The organism is Candidatus Laterigemmans baculatus (assembly GCF_010367455.1).
GTDB classification, from domain to species: domain Bacteria; phylum Planctomycetota; class Planctomycetia; order Pirellulales; family Pirellulaceae; genus Laterigemmans; species Laterigemmans baculatus.
Map to the genome: position 1 here is coordinate 1 of NZ_WRPR01000026.1, position 17,808 is coordinate 17,808.

Sequence of the window (17,808 nt, forward strand, 5' to 3'; positions counted from 1 at the left end):
CCCGCCCGCCCGCCTCTTCTCGTAAAATCCAACCGCATCAGCCGCCCCGAGCCTAAAATCCATCAGCGGATGAAATATCCGGGCTAGCCCCCGGTTCTCGAAAACGCCGCGAGAACCGGACGCTAGCGCGTTGCGGCTGATGCGGCGATGGCCTCAACCGGATATCGCTACTTTCGCGGAGCGAAAGGCGACTATGGGCTCCGCTACTTTCGCGGAGCGAAAGGCGACTCTGGCGGTCGATGAGGTTTGACCCGCGTCGTTGCCGCGCCAAGAATAAGGCTGTCATGACTCCTCTCCTCCACTACGCGACCGCCGGCATCATGCTGCTGCACGCCCTGCTCGGGTGCTGCTTGCATCACGAGCACTGCTGCGCGGCGGAGGGCCTTGAGCGGGGAGCGGTGCACGCGGAGCACCACTGCCACGGCGGCGGCTGCTCGGGACATGCGGGTCCCCTTGAGCATGCGGGTCCTCTTGAGCATGCGGGTCCTCTTGAGCATGCGGGCCCCCTTGAGCATGCGGGCCCCCTTGAGCATTCGGGTCCAGCCGAGCCGCATCCGTGTGAAAGCGGCGAGTGCGTGTTTGTCTTGAGCGCGGTTTCCGGCGTCGCTCTGGACCTCCAATGCCAGTGGCTCGACGCGGCGCTCTTGGCCGAGGCGGAGCAGGCTGCCGTCGCCCGCCCGCTCTCCAGCAACCCCCACGTGCATCACTGGCCACCGCTGGGCGTGCGGGTTCAGGCGGAATACTGCCTCTGGTTGATCTAGAAGTCCGTCGCTGTTCTGGGCGTCGTTTCTCGACTTCGATCACCCGCCGCGCTCCCGGCTACCGCTTGCGATCCCTTCTTGATGTGAGGCGATCGTTCGGCCGCGGGAAGCTCACGGCAGCTTCACTAGAGACGGATGATGCGTTTATTCCAATGGCTGCGCGGATCGAGCGGCTTCCGATCCGGGGGGCTTCGATCTTGGGGGCTCGAAATCCTGGGGTTCGGCCTGCTGCTTGCCTTTCTGATCCTGGCACTCTCGCTCGACTGGCACCACTCGCTCCCGGGCTTCGGCGGTGCCGCGGACGGTGTCGCGGGAAGCGGGGCCGCCCAGCAGGCTCACGCGGACCATGCGGGGCACGACCATTCGGATCACGACCATTCGGATCACGACCATGCGGGGCACGACCATGCGGGGCACGAGGAAGCGGATTCGATCGAGCTGAGCGATCAGGCTCGACGGAGTTTGCAGCTCGAGACGGCGGTGGCCCAGCTGGGGACATTCGTTCGGCGGCTCTCGGTTCCCGCGACGATCGTCGACTGGCCGGGCAGGACGCATGTCAACATTGCCGCCCCGTTGACCGGCACGGTGACTTCGCTGCATGTCAGCAGTGGTGAAACGATTGCTTCGGGAGCACCGCTCTACACGCTTCGGCTGACGCACCAGGACTTGGTCCAGACGCAGTCGAATTTTTTGCAGATGTTGGGGCGAGCGGATGTGGAACAGCGGGAGGTGGAGCGGCTGAGCGAGGTTGCCGAGTCGGGTGCGATCGCTCGCAAGTCGCTGCTTGAGCGCCAGTACGAGTTGGACAAACTCCAGGCCGGGCTGCGGGCGGAGCGCGAGTCGCTGATGCTGCACGGATTGTCCGAAGCCCAGGTCGATCAGATCGAGCGGACGCGGCGGCTGATTCGCGAAGTTACCGTCTACGCGCCGGTGCTGCATGACGACCGCTCGCTGCACGACGACGCGGTGAGTGGCCCGCTCTCCCCCTCGAGCCCGCTCTCCCCCTCGGGCCCGCTCGCCCCCTCGCGAGACGCCCTGCCGCGAGACGCCCCGCAGCCCGTTCAGCAGATTGACTTCACCGCACCCCCGGAGCTCGAGTCGCACGAGCATCGCGAGCACATCGAAGCTCAGTTCGTGGTGGCCGAGTTGGCGGCTCGGCGGGGGCAGTCGGTTTCGGCTGGCGAGACGCTGGTCGTCTTGGCGAACTACGAGACGCTGCTCGCCGAAGGGCTGGCGTTTCAGCAGGACGCCGAGACGCTGACCGCTGCCGCCCGCAACGATTGGCCGGTGCAAGCGGTGCTCGAAGGCGTCGACAAGCAGCCGGTGGTGCTGAATGATCTGGCCATCGCTTTCGTTGCGGGTGAGGTCCAGCAGAACTCTCGGGCCCTGCCCTTCTACGTCCCCTTGGAGAATGAGGTCGTCCAGCAGGAACAGCGGGGCGAAGAGCGATACGTGGTGTGGCGATTCAAGCCGGGGCAACGTTTGCGGCTGCGAGTCCCCATCGAGCAGACGTCGGACGTCTTTGTGCTGCCGGTTGACGCGATCGCCAGCGAGGGGCTCGAGCGGTACGTGTTCATCGAGAACGGCGACCACTTCGACCGCCGCCCGGTCCATATCGTGGCCCGAGACCAGCTGAGCGTGGCGGTGGCGAACGACGGTTCGCTGCTGCCGGGAGAGACGGTCGCCATCAGCGGCGCCCATCAGTTGCAGATGGCGCTCAAGAACAAAGCCGGTGGAGGCGTCGATCCCCACGCCGGCCACAACCACTGATCTGTCTCCAAGAAAGTTCTGGAATGCTCGACGGAATCATCAAGTTCTCGCTCCGCAACCGGTTGCTGGTGCTGGTCGTCTCGCTGCTGCTGGTCGGTGCGGGCGCGTGGCAATCGAGCCGCTTGGCGATCGATGTGTTTCCGGATCTCAATCGACCTCGGGTGACGGTGATCACCGAAGCCCCGGGGATGGCTCCGGAAGAAGTGGAATCGCTGATCACGTTTCCGCTGGAGACCGCGCTCAACGGGGCCAGCGGTGTGATGGCGGTCCGCAGTTCGTCGGCGGTCGGGATCTCCGTGATCTATGTGGAGTTCGATTGGGGAACGGATATCTACAACGATCGCCAAATCGTCAACGAGCGACTGCAATTGGTCGCCGATCAACTCCCGGAAGGAATCCGCCCGCAGCTGGCTCCGGTCTCGTCGATCATGGGGCAGATCCTGATGTATGGGATGTGGAGCGAAGGGGGCGAGACCGAGCCGATGGAGGTCCGAACGTTAGGTGACTGGGTCGTCCGCCAGCGGTTGATGACGGTCCCCGGAGTGTCGCAGGTCTTCACGATGGGAGGCGGCCGCAAGCAGTACCAAGTGCTGGTCGATCCCCACGCCCTGCGGACGTATGGGATTACGCTGGACGAGGTGAAGCAGGCGGTCGCCAGCAGCAACCTCAATGCGACCGGTGGGTATCTCGACCAGATGGGTCCGACCGAGTTGCTCGTCCGCGGGCTCGGCCGAGCGACCACGGTCGAGGATCTGCGGAGCGTGGTGATCGAGTCCCGCGATGGCCGCTCGATCACCCTGGAGCAGGTCTCACGGGTGATCGAGGCGGCGCAGGTCAAACGCGGGGACAGCAGCGCTTATGTAAAAACGGCTGAAGGTCAGATCGGCGGGGGACCGGCGGTCGTGTTGACCGTTACCAAGCAGCCGGGAGCGGATACGCGAGCCGTTTCCGATCGAGTCGCCGCGGCCCTCGAGGAACTGCAGGTCTCGCTGCCCGACGACATACGCATCGCCGAAGTTTACTCGCAGCGGTCATTCATCGACCGGGCGATCGACAACGTGGTCGAAGCGCTCGCCGATGGCGGCGTGCTCGTGATCGCGATTCTGTTTCTTTTTCTGCTGAACTTCCGCACGACCTTCATCACGCTCACCGCCATCCCGCTCTCGATCGTCGCTACGGCAGTCGTGTTCACCGCCTTCGGTCTTTCGATCAACACGATGACGCTGGGTGGTTTGGCGGTGGCGATCGGAGAGCTGGTCGATGACGCGATCGTCGATGTGGAGAACATCTTCCGTCGCTTGAAGGAGAATCGGCAGCGCGTCAATCCGCTCTCGCCCCTGCTGGTCGTCTTCCGGGCGAGCACCGAGATTCGCAGTTCGATCGTCTACGGAACGGCCGTCGTCGTCCTGGTCTTTACGCCTCTGTTTGCGCTCAGCGGAATGGAAGGCCGGTTGTTCGTACCGATGGGCGTCGCTTACATCGTCTCGCTGCTGGCTTCATTGGCGGTCTCACTGACCGTCACGCCGGTGCTTGCTTCGCTGTTGATGGTGGGCGATCGCAGCTGGCGAATGGCGGCGCCACTGTTGGCGGTGGGAGTTTCGGCGCTGGCCTTCTACTGGGGCGGACCCCGAGCGGCCGAGATCCTGGAGATCCCCGCGCTGCATGTCGAGGACCCGTGGTGGTGGACGATCGCCGCGACGCCACTGTTCTGGGTGATGATCCTCGGTTCGGAGCGGCTGCTCGGCGGCGAGTCGGCTGAAGAGGGGCGGTTGCTGAGCGGCTTGAAATGGATCGCCGGCGCATCGATCGCACTCAGTACGCGCCTGTCGTGGGCCGTGTTGGGAGCGACCGCCGTGCTGGTGGCGATTGCCGGAGTGGCGGTGAGCCGTTTGGATCGGGACTTCTTGCCTCCCTTCAACGAGGGGGCTGTCCAGGTCAACGCCCTTCTGACGCCCGGAACCTCGCTCGAGAAGAGCAACGAAATCGGCGAGGCCGTGGCCGAGCGGTTGCTGCAAATCGAGAGCGTCGAATCCCTCGTTCGCAGGACCGGGCGCGCCGAATTGGATGAGCATGCGATGCCGGTCAACGTCAGCGAGATGGTGCTCGAGATCGCCCCGGGGGCGGATCGCGAAGCGACGCTCGACAAGATCCGCGACGCGCTGACGGAGGTTCCGGGCGTCGTGGGGAGCGTGGAACAGCCGCTCGCACACTTGATCTCCCACATGCTCTCAGGCGTGATGGCGCAGATCGGCGTCAAACTCTATGGCGACGATCTGGACGTGCTCCGCCAGAAAGCCGAGGAAATGAAAGCGCGAATTGCCGACATTCCGGGTCTGACCGACGTGTTGGTCGAGCAGCAGACTTCGATCCCTCAGCTCCGCATCGAGCTCGATCGGGAGCAGTTGAAACTCTATGGATTGCAGCCGGCTGAAGTGATGGAGCTGGTGCAGACCGCGATGCAAGGCGACACGGTCAGCCAGATGCTAATTGGCCAGCGGACCTTCGATCTGCTGGTCCGGCTCGACGAGTCCTACCGCGAAGACATCGGGCAACTCAAACGCTTGGCTGTCGCACTCCCGGAGGGAGGGACGGTGCCGTTGGCCTCGGTCGCCAAGGTGTATGAGTCGGGCGGCCCCAACACGATCAATCGCGAGAACGTTCGCCGCCGGATCGTGCTGCAAGCGAACGTTTCAGGCCGGGGCGTGGTGGACGTCGTCAGTGATATCCAAGAGCGGCTAGCGGAAGTCGATTTGCCGCCGGGATATTTCCTCGAATACGGCGGACAGTTCGAGAGCCAGAAGTCAGCTTCACAGCGGTTGGCCCTGCTTGCCAGCATCGCGTTGCTCGGCGTGTTTCTCATCCTCTACAGCCTGTTCGGCTCGGCCAATTTCGCGCTGCAGGTTCTGGTGGCTCTGCCGACCGCCTTTCTCGGTGCCGTCGCGGCGCTGGTGCTGACCGAGCAAACGTTGACCGTGGCGGCGATGGTCGGCTTCATCTCCTTGAGTGGGATTGCTAGCCGAAACGGCATCTTGCTGCTGAATCACTATCTGCATCTGCTCAAATACGAAGGAGAGTCTCTGAGCCGTGAGATGGTCGTGCGGGCGGGCCGCGAGCGGATGGCTCCGGTCCTGATGACGGCGCTGACGAGCGGGATTGGACTGTTGCCGCTAGCGCTCTCGGCTGGCGATCCGGGCAAGGAGATTCTCTATCCAGTGGCGACCGTCATCATCGGCGGTCTGATCACGAGCACGCTCGCCGAGTTCGTGGTGCGACCGGCCCTGTTCTGGGCCATCGGCCGAGGCGCCGCACAGTCCATTCTCAACCGCCGCGACGCCGATCCGCTGGCGTCCGATGCGTCCAATGCCGTGCTGCTGTCAGATTCAACAACGCACTAAGCTCCGCTGGATCAGCCTGAGCCGACGGCGCTAGCCGCGGGTTCTGCAGCGGAAGCCCAGGGGCTGCGAGGCCCGAGGCTAGCGCCTACGGCTCAAAAGACGGTAGGTGATTGATTTCTTGTGGTACTCAAAAGGAACTTCTGATGCGAATGGTTGACCTATCTTTGCGTTTGGCTTTGGTTGCGGTTCTCGGCGTCAGCGCCGTCGGCTGTGGTGCCGAAACCACTGAAGAAACACAGCCGATCGAAATCGAAGGCCCGCCGCCGGTGATCGATGACGCTCATGCTCATCACGACGAAGGCCCCCACGGCGGGCATCTGATCGAGTTGGGGCGGAGTCATGCATTTCATGCGGAGATCGTCGAGGGTGACGATGCTCGCCAGGTGACCGTGTATATCTTGGGATCCGAGTTGGAGTTGGTGCCGATCGAGCAACCGACCATTACGCTGAGCCTAGTGGTAGACGGCAAAGCTCAAGCGTTTGAGCTGCAAGCGAATGATCCGGTAGAGGGCAGATCCTCAAGCTTCGTCGCCAACGACGCGAACCTGTACGAGACCCTGCACGCGCCGGGGGTCACCGGAAAGCTGCTCGTCGCGATCGACGGCAAATCGTACTCCGGAGCCGTCGGAGCTCACGATCACGATCACTGAGCCCTGTTAGAAAACCCTGCTGCGTGGGCCTCCGCAACTTTCGCCGAGTGAAAGGCGATTATCTTTCATCGCAGAGGACGCAGTTCAGCCGCACTCCGAGACGGGAGTTGCGGCCCTCGGGGGTCAGCACCCAAGGTCGAGAAACGAGCGGCGGGTCGTGGCGAACATGTTGATTGTGTCCGCAGTCGAGTTCCGCCACCCAGTGGTTTTCTTCGTCCCGATGATAGCCAACGATTTCGCGTTCCATGGGATCTGAGATTTCCTGACTCTAGCGGAATCTACGTGGGCGAGCTTATGTTCACGAATTACCGAAAGACTGGGAAACCACGAAGGACACGAAGAGCACGAAGGAAAGGTGGAGAATTAAACCGCAGATAGCGCAGATAACACGGATAATTGGCTGTTGATCCCCCCTTCATCCGCGTACTCCGTGCTATCCGCGGTTCTTTCCTTTTCCGTGCGTTTCCGTGTCCTTCCGTGGCCACCATTGGTTGGATTCGTGCTCGTCGTGATTACCCCATCCGCCTCCCCCGGGCTTGTAAATGCACCTTGAAAGCCGGATGCTACCGCGTGGTGTTAACCATCTTCAGATACGCCTCGGCATAGCGGCGGCCTAGTTCTTTGGCCGACGCGGCGTCGAAGTGCACTTGGTCTCCCTTGTGCGTCAGGCCTTCGGCGCTGACGAAGGCGGTGTTGGGAAGCTTGTGGGGCAACTCGCGGTGGACTTGATCGACTCGTTTCTTCGCCTCATTCCAAGGGCGTTCGGGGAACTGGCCGAGTTGCCCGGCAATGAATGGCACGTGGGGAGCATTGAACTCCTCACGCAGTCGTTTCACGAGCGCATGGAGCTTCTCTTCGTAGACAGCGCTCTTCTCGTCGCTTGCGTCCGATTCTCCCTGATGCCAGAGGATCCCTTTGAGCGTTCCGGCCTCGAGGGCCTTCTTGGCTCGCACCAGCATGTCGTCGTAGGGATGCGTTTTGGTGGGGGCGTCAAAACCTCCCGGCTCCCAGCCGGCGATGGCCGAGCCGCCGACGGCGCAGGGAATCAGGCCCACGGTGATGTTTGGCATGGCTTCGGCGACCTCGATCCCGAACGTGCGTCCTGGGCCCACTCCGACGATGGTCGGTTTGTCGAAGTGCAACGGATCGACCGCGGGAACCCACTGGCCGTCCTGGTTCAGCATCAGGACGCGCCGATGGGGTTGGCGATCTTGGTCGCTGACCTTTCCTCGGCCCGCCATGTTCGATTGACCGATCAGCAGAAAGAGATGGAGGTTCTCCTTGGCAGGCAGATCAACCCCGTTCGACTCTTGGGCCCGCGCGCCGGCGATGAGGACGAGAGCGAGCAGCAACGACAGTAGCAGGTGATAAGGTTTCATGAGGATAGGGTGCGTCTGGAGTTGGGAGAGAACAAAAGACACTGTGAGAAAAAGAGGCGAAGCGACCCTCTTGAGCCGTAGGCGCTAGCCTCGGGTGAGCCGTAGGCGCTAGCCTCGGGCCTCGCAGCCCCGGAATCTCCGCTGCAGCACCCGCGGCTAGCGCCGTCGGCTCAGGGTTTTCAGCCGTAGGCGCTAGCCTCGGGCCTCGCAGCCCCGGAATTTCCGCTGCAGCACCCGCGGCTAGCGCCGTCGGCTCAGGGTTTTCCAAGAGTCTAATCGATCAACTCATGCACGACGTGGACGTGGACTGGACGCTCGGCAGGATCCCAGCCGATCTCGTCGGTTTGCCCGATCGCGTATCTAAACGCAGCCCCAATTTCCGCGTTCCCGCATCCGGCCCATGACACATGAAGCAGTTCTGAGCCAGGACCGGGCGAACCTGGCGCATGAAGTCGACCGCCTCGGCAGACGCTTTCGCGGTAGCCAGCGAGAGGGCATGGTGAGGAGGATCGGGAGTCAGGCAAGCAGTCGGTGCATGCCGTCCATCCTAATGCAAATCGAACTCGCGCACGAAAGGAAACAAAAGGAGCGTGCAAGCGGTAGCAGGGTATGCCGTGCGGCCATAGTCGCCTTTCGCCCCGCGAAAGCTGCGGGGAGACGCCATAGTCGCCTTTCGCTCCGCGAAAGCTGCGGGGAGACGCCAATCGCTAGCCCTATTTATTCATCAGCCGCCGGGCGCTAGCCCCCGGTTTCTGAAAACGCCGTGAGAACCGGACGCTAGCGCGTGGCGGCTGATTTAACGCACTGTCTCGCGAGGGTCTGTCGCAACTTCAAACACCACATGAACTTGCGACACATTCAGCCAAACGCATGAATAATCCGGGCTAGCGTCCCGACGAGCTCAGCTCGAAGTTCGTGGCCTCGGCGTTTGGCGGCGGGACGGTGAGCGTGACGCCCGAGAACTCGACGCTGTTGTACTTTTCCGGCAGCACGTTGACCGCGCCGACGTCGGCAGCCATCGCGTCCGGCGGAATCGGCGATCCGTCGGGCATCGCCATTTTGCTGAACAGCACTCGGTAATTTCCGGGCGGCACGCCTTCGATCTCGGGGCCTGCTTGAAGCGTGTACTGACCGTTGCTGTCGGTGGTCCCGAAGCCGGCGGCTCGCATCCCGTTGGACTGGGGAAGCAGCGTGATTGAGACCCCTTCGACGGGCTTGCCATCGAGCTGAACCGTACCGGAGACGGGGACGACCTCCATCTCGGGTTCCGCGTTACAGCCGAGGGTCATTCCCCACCCGAGCAGGACCGCACCCATCAAGAATGTTTTTCTTAGCACATGAACCTCAGAGGATGAAAAAACAAGTGGAAGAGAAACGCAGCGGCGGCTGGTAGGCCAGCCGCCGCTGTGGATTCGTCGCAGCCGAAGAGCATGGCGCGATGTTATTGGAATTCACCCACCGGTTCGCCGTCAGCAATGTAAGCCAGACGCCGGAGGACCAGGATGTCGGTCGTTTCGGAGAGGAAGTGGACCGAAGCATCGGCGAAGGCGAACTGGGCGCCTCCGGGGTGCATGCTGCCAGCGGTCGACCAGTCGCCAAGCCGGCTGTTGAGGACCGGCGTACGTTGGAAGGGAGGCGAATCCCAGCCGCAGCAGTAGTGGAAGTTGATTCCCTGGGCGTAGGTTAAATCGACGCCGTGGCCGACCCACTTCGCATAACCCCAGGTCGGCGAGACGCCGTTCCAGGTCGAGCGGAGCGTTTCGCAGAGGGCGACGGTCGAGCTCGTCCCGTCGGTGAAGTCCCGCATCTTCGTGCCCACGTTGTGGCCAAAGGCGCGGCGGGTCGACATCGTTTCCTGATTCCACACGTTGTCGGTCGAGGAAGTGCGCTCAATGCTGAAGTCGTAGTTGGTGAACGCTCCCTGCAGCGTCGTCGTACCGGGCGAGATGGAGTAGTTCGCGCTGGTGGTCGTACTGTAATTCGAGGGATTGGGGTCGGAGGGGCAGAGGAACGTGTCCAGGGCGGTGCTCACGACGACGTCGTTGGCATTCCCAGCTTCGCCCGGTCGCGGACCTCCGTAACCCTTTCCACCCGGATCGTACGTCCCGGCAACGAGCCGAAAATCGAACTGATCGTGCAAGTTCTGTTGCTCGATGAAGGGCAACGCCATCAACCAACCGCGATGCCCGCGGACTTGGCCGGCCGCAGGGGCCGCCGTTCCCGATGTGATTGAGCCACTGTTGGCTACCGAGTAGGGCATCGTCTTGTGAACATCATGGTAGTTGTGCAGCGACAGGATCAGCTGCTTCATGTTGTTCGAGCACGACATGCGTCGGGCCGCCTCGCGCGCCGCTTGGACCGCGGGCAAAAGAAGACCCACTAAGACGCCGATGATCGCGATGACCACCAGCAATTCGACGAGCGTAAAGGCCGCTCGAGACCGGGATGAGGACATACAAAGACTCCCTCAGATGTCATCCGTTGCCATTGGCGGCGACCAATGACCCACGACTGCTATTAAAAATCCCACTTCGCCGATCGGGGTAAAAACGCACCTTCATCGAAGACTGAATCACCAGTCTGCACCTTGAATTCCAACGTGGAGTGGAAGCAATGGAGCGGTTGCAGTCAGTAACTATCAGCGATCCTCTCCGCACGGACTGCGGAGAAGGCGGTCGATGGCATATCGGAATCAGCGTCTGAGGGTCGCTGCGCGGTGCCTCGCTCCGCAGTTTCTGCAGGAGACAGGTTCTGCAGGGGGAGCAGGGGCACAGGCATTCTCAGCAGGAAAAGTATCTGGATGAGTCGTCTGGCTGTAGTGGTTGACAATTGTCCCCACATACGACGGGGTTGTCTAGGGAAATTTTAACGGTTTTCTCCCGCGGCTTCGCGCCACCGGTCTCGCGCCACCGGTCTCGCGCCACCGGTCTCGCGCCACCGGTCAGCCGGCTGCCAGCGGCGACTACAGCACTGGCCGCCGTTTCTCGAGCGCCCGGCGGCCCAGATTGCCGTAGCGATGGTAGTCGACCGAGAGGCTCTGTTCGGTGACGTACCACAGCGGTTCAATGCGGCCGGCGGCGATCGCGCGGGTCCGGATCGTAGGAATGAAGGCGTCGCGGCAGGCGTCGAGGATTTCATCGCTGGCGCGGCTGCCTCCGGGATATCGCACGCGGTCGACCCAGCCGCCGCGAATCTCCTCGGCCAGCTGCGCGTCGCTCTCTTCGACGAACTCGATACGGCCGGCCCAGTCGCTGGTGATCCGCTCGAGCAGCCCAGCCACCGCGGCGGCCTGTTCGTGGGCATGCGAGACGACCGGGCGGCAGCCCACGGCGACGGCGGCCAGGATCGCCACCAGGCAATCGTCCGCCCGGTCCCCATCGACGATCCGCAGCCGCAGGTGTTCGACCGGCCGATAGCGACGGACGTTATCTTGGCCGACCAGGCGAAGCGAATCGTGTTCGACGCAGAACTCGGTTTCCGCCGCTTCGGCGAACTGCTGAATCGCCTGCTGCAGCCGGCCGCGGACCGTCGCTGCCGATTTTCCGCTCAGCTCGGCGAGCTGTTCGACCCAGTTGTCCGAGTCGAGCTTGCGGTCGATCTTCGCCAGCGGCAGGGGAAGCGCTTCACGTTCGACGACGGGTCCAGTGGGCGGTTCGGGGATCTCGGATCGCTCCTCAAAGTGCATCAGCGGAATCACGTAATTCGGTCCGCCCGCTTTGATGCCCGAGCCCCAGGCGCTCTTGGCGACTCCGCCGAAGGGTTGGCGGAGGACGATCGCTCCGGTGGTGGGGCGATTGATGTAGAGGTTGCCGGCGCGGATTCGCTGTTGCCAGATTTCCTGCTCGCGATCGTCGAGGCTTTCCAGCCCGCTGGTCAGCCCATAGCCGGTGCGGTTGACCAGCTCGATCGCTTCCTCCAATCGCCGATAGGGCATCACGCCGAGCACGGGGCCGAAAAGCTCCGTCATGTGGGTGAAGCTATCGGGGGAGACATCCCATTTGACGCTCGGTCGATAAAGGCAGGGGTTGTCGTCGACCTGCTCGGACATCACCAGCCATTCTTCGCCGTGCTCGAGCTCCTTCAGCTCGCGGAGCAGCGGTCCCTCGGGCGGCCGGATCAAGGGACCGACGCGGTTGCTCAGGTCCCACGCCGATCCAACGCGGATGCTCTGGACGGCGTCGGCCAGCGATTCGCGGAACCGCGGATCGTTGTAGACTTCTTCTTCGAGCAGCAACAGCGACGTGGCGCTGCACTTCTGGCCGCCATGACTGAAAGCGCTGTGCAGCAGATGCTTGATCGCCAGCTCGCGGTCGGCCAACGCGGTCACGATCGTCGCATTCTTGCCACCGGTCTCGGCAACCAGCTCCATGTCGGGGCGGGCTTCGAGCATGCGGACGGCGGTCTCGGTGCCGCCGGTGAGGATCACGACGTCGACGTCCTCGTGGGACACCAACCGGCGACCGCCGGTCGAGCCTCGGCAGGGGAGCATCTGCAGCGCTTCGCGAGGAACGCCCGCGTCCCACAAGCACTCGCAGATCAGCTGGGCAGGCAGAACGGTATCGCTGGCTGGCTTGAGGATCGTGGTGTTGCCGGCGGCCAGCGCGGCGACGATCCCACCGCAGGGAATCGCGATCGGGAAATTCCAAGGGCTGACGACCGCAACGACACCCCTTCCCCGCGCGGAGAAGGTGGGGTTGTCGAGCATCTCGCCCGCCGCCAAGGCATAGAACTCGGTGAAGTCGATCGCTTCGCTGACTTCCGGATCGGCTTCGACGACCGTTTTGCCTCCATCGGCGATTCCGGCTCCGATCAGATCGCCTCGACGTTCCCGCATCTTTTGTGCGGCTGCTCGAAGGATCGCGTGCCGCTCGGCATGCGGGCGATTCCGCCAGCCGCTCGGGTCGGCTTTGGCACACGCGACCGCCCGCTCGACATCCTCCTCGCTCGCCTCGGCGTAGCGGCAGACGACGACTCCGGGACGAGAGGGGTCGAACGATTCATGGACCGTTCGGCCGCCGGTGAATTGCTCATCCTCGACCTGCTCGCCGGCAACCCAGAGCGGGACGCAAGTCGCTGCATCGCCCGAGCGATCGATCCAGCGAGCGATGATTCCTTCAGCCCACGCGGCGTTATGGGGCTGCGACCAATCGGTGTCGGGTTCGTTGACGTACTGCCGCAGGTCGGTGGCCACCGGAGGCATCTGCGGTGGTTCGCGGCGATCCTGCGTCCGCCGCGGAGTGGTCGAGACGCTGTCGACCAGGGCGGCCGATTGGCGAAAACCGTTGGCGAGCTTTTCGAACGCGGGGCTGTCCGGATCGAGCTGGAACGTATGCCGGAGGAAGTTGTCTTCGCCGGTGTTCTCGTCGAGCCGTCGGATCAGGTAGCCGATCGCGTAGATGAAATCTTCTTGGCGGCAGGCGGGGGCGTAGAGCAGCAGGTCGTTGGCGACTTCGAAGATCGCTCGCCGTTGGTGGTTGGCCATGCCCTCGAGCATTTCGAACTGGACTCGCCCCGCTTCGATCGCTCCGGCTCGGGCCGCCCAGAGCATCGCCAAGCCGACGTCGAACAGGTTGTGTGAAGCGACGCCGAGCTGGATCGCGTCGGCATTCTCGGGCTTGAGGATCTCGCGGATCATGCGTTTGAAGTTCGCATCGGTCTCGACTTTGGAGGTGTAGGGCGCTTGCGGCCAGCCGGCGACCGAGGCTTCGACCCGCTCCATCTCCATGTTGGCGCCTTTGACGACGCGAACCGTCAGCGGCTGGCACGGCAGGCCCCGCTCCCGCGCGGAGGCGACCCGCCGCCGCGACCACTCGGCCAACTCGCAGAGCACGCCAAACGAATCGGGAACGTAGGCCTGCAGGGCGATTCCCGCCCGGGCGTTCTCGAGTCCCGGGCGGTCGAGTGCGGCCATCAGCGTGTCCCGCGTCAAGTACATGTCGCGGTACTCTTCCATGTCGAGGTAGACGAATTTGCTCGTCTCCCGCCCGTCGGGCTGGACGTAGTACTCGCGAGCCGCGGCGCGGAACAGCAGCTCCATCCGATCGGCCAGCACGTGCAGTGTGTGGCGGCGGGCGATCGGCGTGATCTGCGAATAGATCGTCGAGATCTTGACCGAGATGCACTCAACGTCCGGCTGCTGCAAGGCGGCCAAGTAGGCTTTGAAGCGGCGTCGCGCTTCCCCCTCGCCGATCAGCGCCTCGCCGATCAAGTTGACGTTCATCCGCAGCCCCTGGGCCCGCCGCTCGCGCAGGTGTTCGCTGAGCGTTTCGCTCTCGGCCGGGAGGATCACGTTGGCCGTCTCCCGCCGCATCTTGTCCTTGACCAGCGGGACCGCGACGCCGGGAAGATAACCCCCAAAGCTTTGGAAGCCGCGGAGCATCGTGCGATCGAGCCCGCTGAAAAACCGCGGCACCCCCTGCACATCCAGAATGTGCGTCATCTGGTCGGCGACCCGCTCGGCGACGTTGGTGCGAAACGCCTGGTCGGTCATCTCGATCAGCGTCGCCTTGTCCTCGGGATGGCCGATCATGCGGTCCAGCTCGGCTTGCTGCCGCTGTTCCTGAGGCGTCTGCAACTGGCGAGCACGCTTCAGGAGCCGGCGAGCGATCAGGATCGCCGCTTCGACATCGTCCGAAGCAGAAGCCGCTTGCTGCAGCAGTGCGGCGCGTTCCAAAGCGTGAGACTGGCTGAGGGCGATCGACACGGCGATTTCCAGGTTCGAGCAAACAGAATCCAAAGCATTTTTCCGCACTTCCGTGCTCCGCAGGCCTCCCTCCATGGGGAGCTCCTGAACCCTAGCCCCGATTCGCCGGAAAACAATTCAGTCCGGAAAATCGCTGCGGGCTCCGGCGCCGCCAGGGGGAACGCCAAATGAAAGGCATCCGGGGAGGCAGCAATCGGCGTTCCGCGGGGCGAGCGGGGGGTGTCTTTTGGTCCGTCAGCGGTGAGTAATGCATTCGTTTAACGGCAAGCCGCAGGCGACTGCTTTTTAAAACACAGTCGCCTGCGGCTTGCCGTTAAACGACTTTTTCGCAAAAGCCTCGGTGCCCCGGTTCTCTTTGCCCTCTGGCCCCCCGATCGCGCATACTGGAGGCGTCGTCCCCGGACTCTGAACGCTGCGCCACTGGGTGAGAATGTTCGCGATAATCCCCTCCCAATTTCGTCCGCCCCGCTCGCTCGTGAGGACGCCGCTCGTGAGGAGGCCGCTCGTGAGGACGCCGCTCGCGGGGACGCTGCTCTGTGCGGCTCTTGGACTGGGGCTGGTCGGCTGGCCGCTGAGTCACGATACCGGCGGCGGGGGACGCGTCAGCTATGGCGGCGAAGTGCCTGAGTTACCGTCCGGTGGTGCCGCGGCGGAGCATTTGAAGCTGTTCACCGACGGGGTCCTGCCGATTTTCCGCGAGCACTGTTTCGATTGCCACGCGGGCGAGGATTTTAAAGGAGGGCTGGCTCTCGACACCCGCGCTGGACTGGTCACCGGCGGCGATTCCGGTTCGGCGATCGACGAGACCGATCCCGAGTACAGTTTGCTCCTCTCGGCGGTTCGCTATGAAGGGCTGGAGATGCCGCCGAGCGGTAAGCTGGACCAGGCGTCGATCGACACGATCGCCCGCTGGGTGGCGGCCGGAGCGCCCTACTTGCCCGAGATGCAGGGGGAACCGGGAGCCCAACGGGCCGAACCGCCGGGAGCTCGGATCAGCGAGTCGGACCGCCAGTTCTGGGCCTTTCAGCCCTTGGCGGATCCCGCCGTTCCCGAACTCTCGGTCGGTGCCGCCCAGGGAGATGCTGCCCAGGGGGATGCTGCCCAGTGGAATCCCGCCGAGTGGGCTGAGAACCCGATCGACGCCTTCATCGCCGCACGACTGCAGGCTGCGGGGCTGGAGCCGAATGGTCCGGCCGCCCCGGCCGATCTGATTCGCCGCCTGCACTACGATTTGACGGGGCTGCCTCCGTCGAGCGATTTGGTCGCCGCCTTTGTGGCCGATCCCTCGGAACGCCATTACCAGCGGATCGTCGACACGCTGCTGGCCAGCCCTGAATATGGCGAGCGGTGGGGGCGGCACTGGCTCGATCTCGTGCGGTACGCCGAAACGAACAGCTACGAACGGGATGCGGCAAAGCCCGAAGTCTGGCGTTACCGCGACTACGTGATCGATGCCTTCAACTCGGACAAGCCGTTTGACGCCTTCACCGTCGAGCAGCTGGCTGGCGACGAGCTGCCGTTTGCGGCCGAGCGGTTGATCGCCACCGGCTACCATCGCCTGGGCATCTGGGACGACGAGCCGGCCGATCCAGAATTGGCCCTGTACGACGACTTGGACGACCTGGTGATGACGACCGGGCAAGTTTTCCTCGGGCTGACGATCAACTGCGCTCGCTGCCATGACCATAAGATCGATCCGATCCGCCAGGCCGATTACTACCGCTTCCTGAGCTTCTTTTCCGGGCTGAACCGCTATGGGATTCGCGGGGCGGACACCGTCAAGCAGTTCTCATTGCGTCCGCTGGTGCCGCCGCGGGAAGCTGAAGAACATCGAGCCGCGGTCGAGGATTATCAGCAAGCCAAGAAGGATGCGGAGACGACCCTCGAGGCGATCCACGACAAAGTCAAAGGCGATTTCGCTCCGGTCGAGCACGAGGAGTTCCGCCACCCGATGAACCGCCTGACGCTGGTCGAGCAGCGGGTCGGGCGACAGATCACGGCCGAAGAGTTTGCCAGCTACCGCGAAACGACCGAGCGGCTGCGGGAGCTCGAGCGGGACAAACCGGCGTCGCTGGCCATGGCCCTCTGCGTCACCGAGATCGGTTCGGAGCCTCGCGAAACGTTCCTGCTGACCCGCGGCAATCCGCACGCCCCGGCCGCACCGGTCGAGCCAGGCATCCCCGAAGTCCTCAGCCCGCCGTCGGCCGCAGGGGGTTACAACCCGCCGATCCCGCCGAGCCCAAACCCGGGAACTTCGGGCCGCCGCAGCGTGCTGGCCCGCTGGATCGTCGACCCCGAACAGAATCCGCTCACGCCGCGGGTCACCGCCAATCGGCTGTGGCAGTACCACTTTGGCCGCGGGCTGGTCCGCACGCCGAACGATTTTGGTTTTCAGGGAACTCCGCCGACCCATCCCGCGTTGCTCGATTGGCTCTCCAGCCGCTTGGTCGAGGCCGAGTGGCACCTCAAACCGCTGCACCGCCTGCTGGTCAGCTCGCAGACGTACCGGATGAGCAGCCGAGCGAATTCCAAAGCGCTCGCAGCCGATCCGACGAATGATCACTACTGGCGGTTCGATCCGCGGCGGTTGAGCGCCGAGGAGATTCGCGATTCCATGCTGGCCGTCTCGGGACGTTTGAATCTGGCCAAAGGTGGCCCCAGCATGTATCCCACGATCGAGCCGGAGGTTCTGGCCGGGCAGTCGCGTCCGGGGGACGGGTGGCACGATTCGCCGCTGTCGGAGCGATCGCGGCGGGCCGTCTACATCCACATCAAGCGGTCGTTGGCCGTCCCGTTGCTGGCCAGCTTCGACATGGCCGACACCGACTTTACCTGTCCGGTTCGATTTGCGACGACGCAGCCGACGCAGGCCCTCGGGATGCTCAATAGCGACTTCACCAGTGAGCAGGCACGCGTGCTGGCCGCCGACGCGGTCCGGGCGGTCGGCGAGGCGCCAGAGGATTTCGCTGCGGAAGTGCTGCGTCGCGTGAGTCAGCGGGAGCCGTCGAGCGCGGAGCTCGCCGAGGCGGTCGGCTTGCTCGAGCGGCTGAGCACGACGCGGGGCGAAACCCCCGAGCGGGCTCGAGAGCTGCTGGCTCTGGTTGCGCTGAACCTGAACGAATTCGTCTATCTCGATTGAGCTGAGCGATA

10 protein-coding genes are annotated in these 17,808 nt (G+C 63.6%); 5 read left to right on the plus strand and 5 right to left on the minus strand.

Annotated features, from left to right (window positions below; genetic code table 11):
• The first annotated feature begins 284 nt into the window (after positions 1 to 284).
• The 4 genes from GNK13_RS05590 to GNK13_RS05605 all read left to right on the plus strand — a co-directional run bounded on the left by GNK13_RS05590 (position 285) and on the right by GNK13_RS05605 (position 6,576).
• The gene (locus tag GNK13_RS05590) at positions 285 to 761 is read left to right on the plus strand and encodes a hypothetical protein (protein WP_164101470.1); all 477 of its coding nucleotides are present in this window, start codon (positions 285 to 287) and stop codon (positions 759 to 761) included.
• A gap of 138 nt (positions 762 to 899) precedes the next feature.
• Positions 900 to 2,531 carry an efflux RND transporter periplasmic adaptor subunit gene (locus GNK13_RS05595; protein WP_164101472.1) on the plus strand — a complete coding sequence of 544 codons (1,632 nt, stop codon included), beginning with the start codon at positions 900 to 902 and terminating at the stop codon, positions 2,529 to 2,531.
• A gap of 23 nt (positions 2,532 to 2,554) precedes the next feature.
• Positions 2,555 to 5,926: an efflux RND transporter permease subunit gene (locus GNK13_RS05600; RefSeq protein ID WP_164101473.1), complete on the plus strand. Its 3,372-nt coding sequence runs from the start codon at positions 2,555 to 2,557 to the stop codon at positions 5,924 to 5,926.
• Between the two features lie 143 nt (positions 5,927 to 6,069).
• Positions 6,070 to 6,576, plus strand: a complete 507-nt coding sequence (locus GNK13_RS05605; RefSeq protein WP_164101475.1) for a hypothetical protein — start codon at positions 6,070 to 6,072, stop codon at positions 6,574 to 6,576.
• Positions 6,577 to 6,634: 58 nt separating this feature from the next.
• Here GNK13_RS05605 and GNK13_RS05610 read toward each other — a convergent pair whose 3' ends face one another.
• From GNK13_RS05610 to GNK13_RS05630, 5 genes are all read right to left on the minus strand, one after another.
• On the minus strand, positions 6,635 to 6,823 hold the full coding sequence (locus GNK13_RS05610; RefSeq protein WP_164101477.1) for a DUF3565 domain-containing protein: 189 nt from the start codon (positions 6,821 to 6,823) through the stop codon (positions 6,635 to 6,637).
• A 316-nt stretch (positions 6,824 to 7,139) separates the two neighbouring features.
• The gene (locus GNK13_RS05615; protein WP_164101479.1) at positions 7,140 to 7,955 is read right to left on the minus strand and encodes a sialate O-acetylesterase; all 816 of its coding nucleotides are present in this window, start codon (positions 7,953 to 7,955) and stop codon (positions 7,140 to 7,142) included.
• Between the two features lie 884 nt (positions 7,956 to 8,839).
• Complete coding sequence (locus GNK13_RS05620; protein WP_164101480.1) at positions 8,840 to 9,271, minus strand: carboxypeptidase-like regulatory domain-containing protein; 432 nt, start codon at positions 9,269 to 9,271, stop codon at positions 8,840 to 8,842.
• A gap of 125 nt (positions 9,272 to 9,396) precedes the next feature.
• Positions 9,397 to 10,410 (minus strand): DUF1559 domain-containing protein, encoded by a 1,014-nt coding sequence (locus GNK13_RS05625; RefSeq protein WP_164101553.1) that lies wholly within the window; start codon positions 10,408 to 10,410, stop codon positions 9,397 to 9,399.
• Between the two features lie 507 nt (positions 10,411 to 10,917).
• Positions 10,918 to 14,691, minus strand: coding sequence for a proline dehydrogenase family protein (locus GNK13_RS05630; protein ID WP_235934799.1), 3,774 nt, complete (start codon positions 14,689 to 14,691; stop codon positions 10,918 to 10,920).
• 472 nt (positions 14,692 to 15,163) lie between these two features.
• Here GNK13_RS05630 and GNK13_RS05635 point away from each other — a divergent pair, with 472 nt between their 5' ends.
• Positions 15,164 to 17,797: a DUF1553 domain-containing protein gene (locus GNK13_RS05635; RefSeq protein WP_164101483.1), complete on the plus strand. Its 2,634-nt coding sequence runs from the start codon at positions 15,164 to 15,166 to the stop codon at positions 17,795 to 17,797.
• Positions 17,798 to 17,808: the final 11 nt, after the last annotated feature.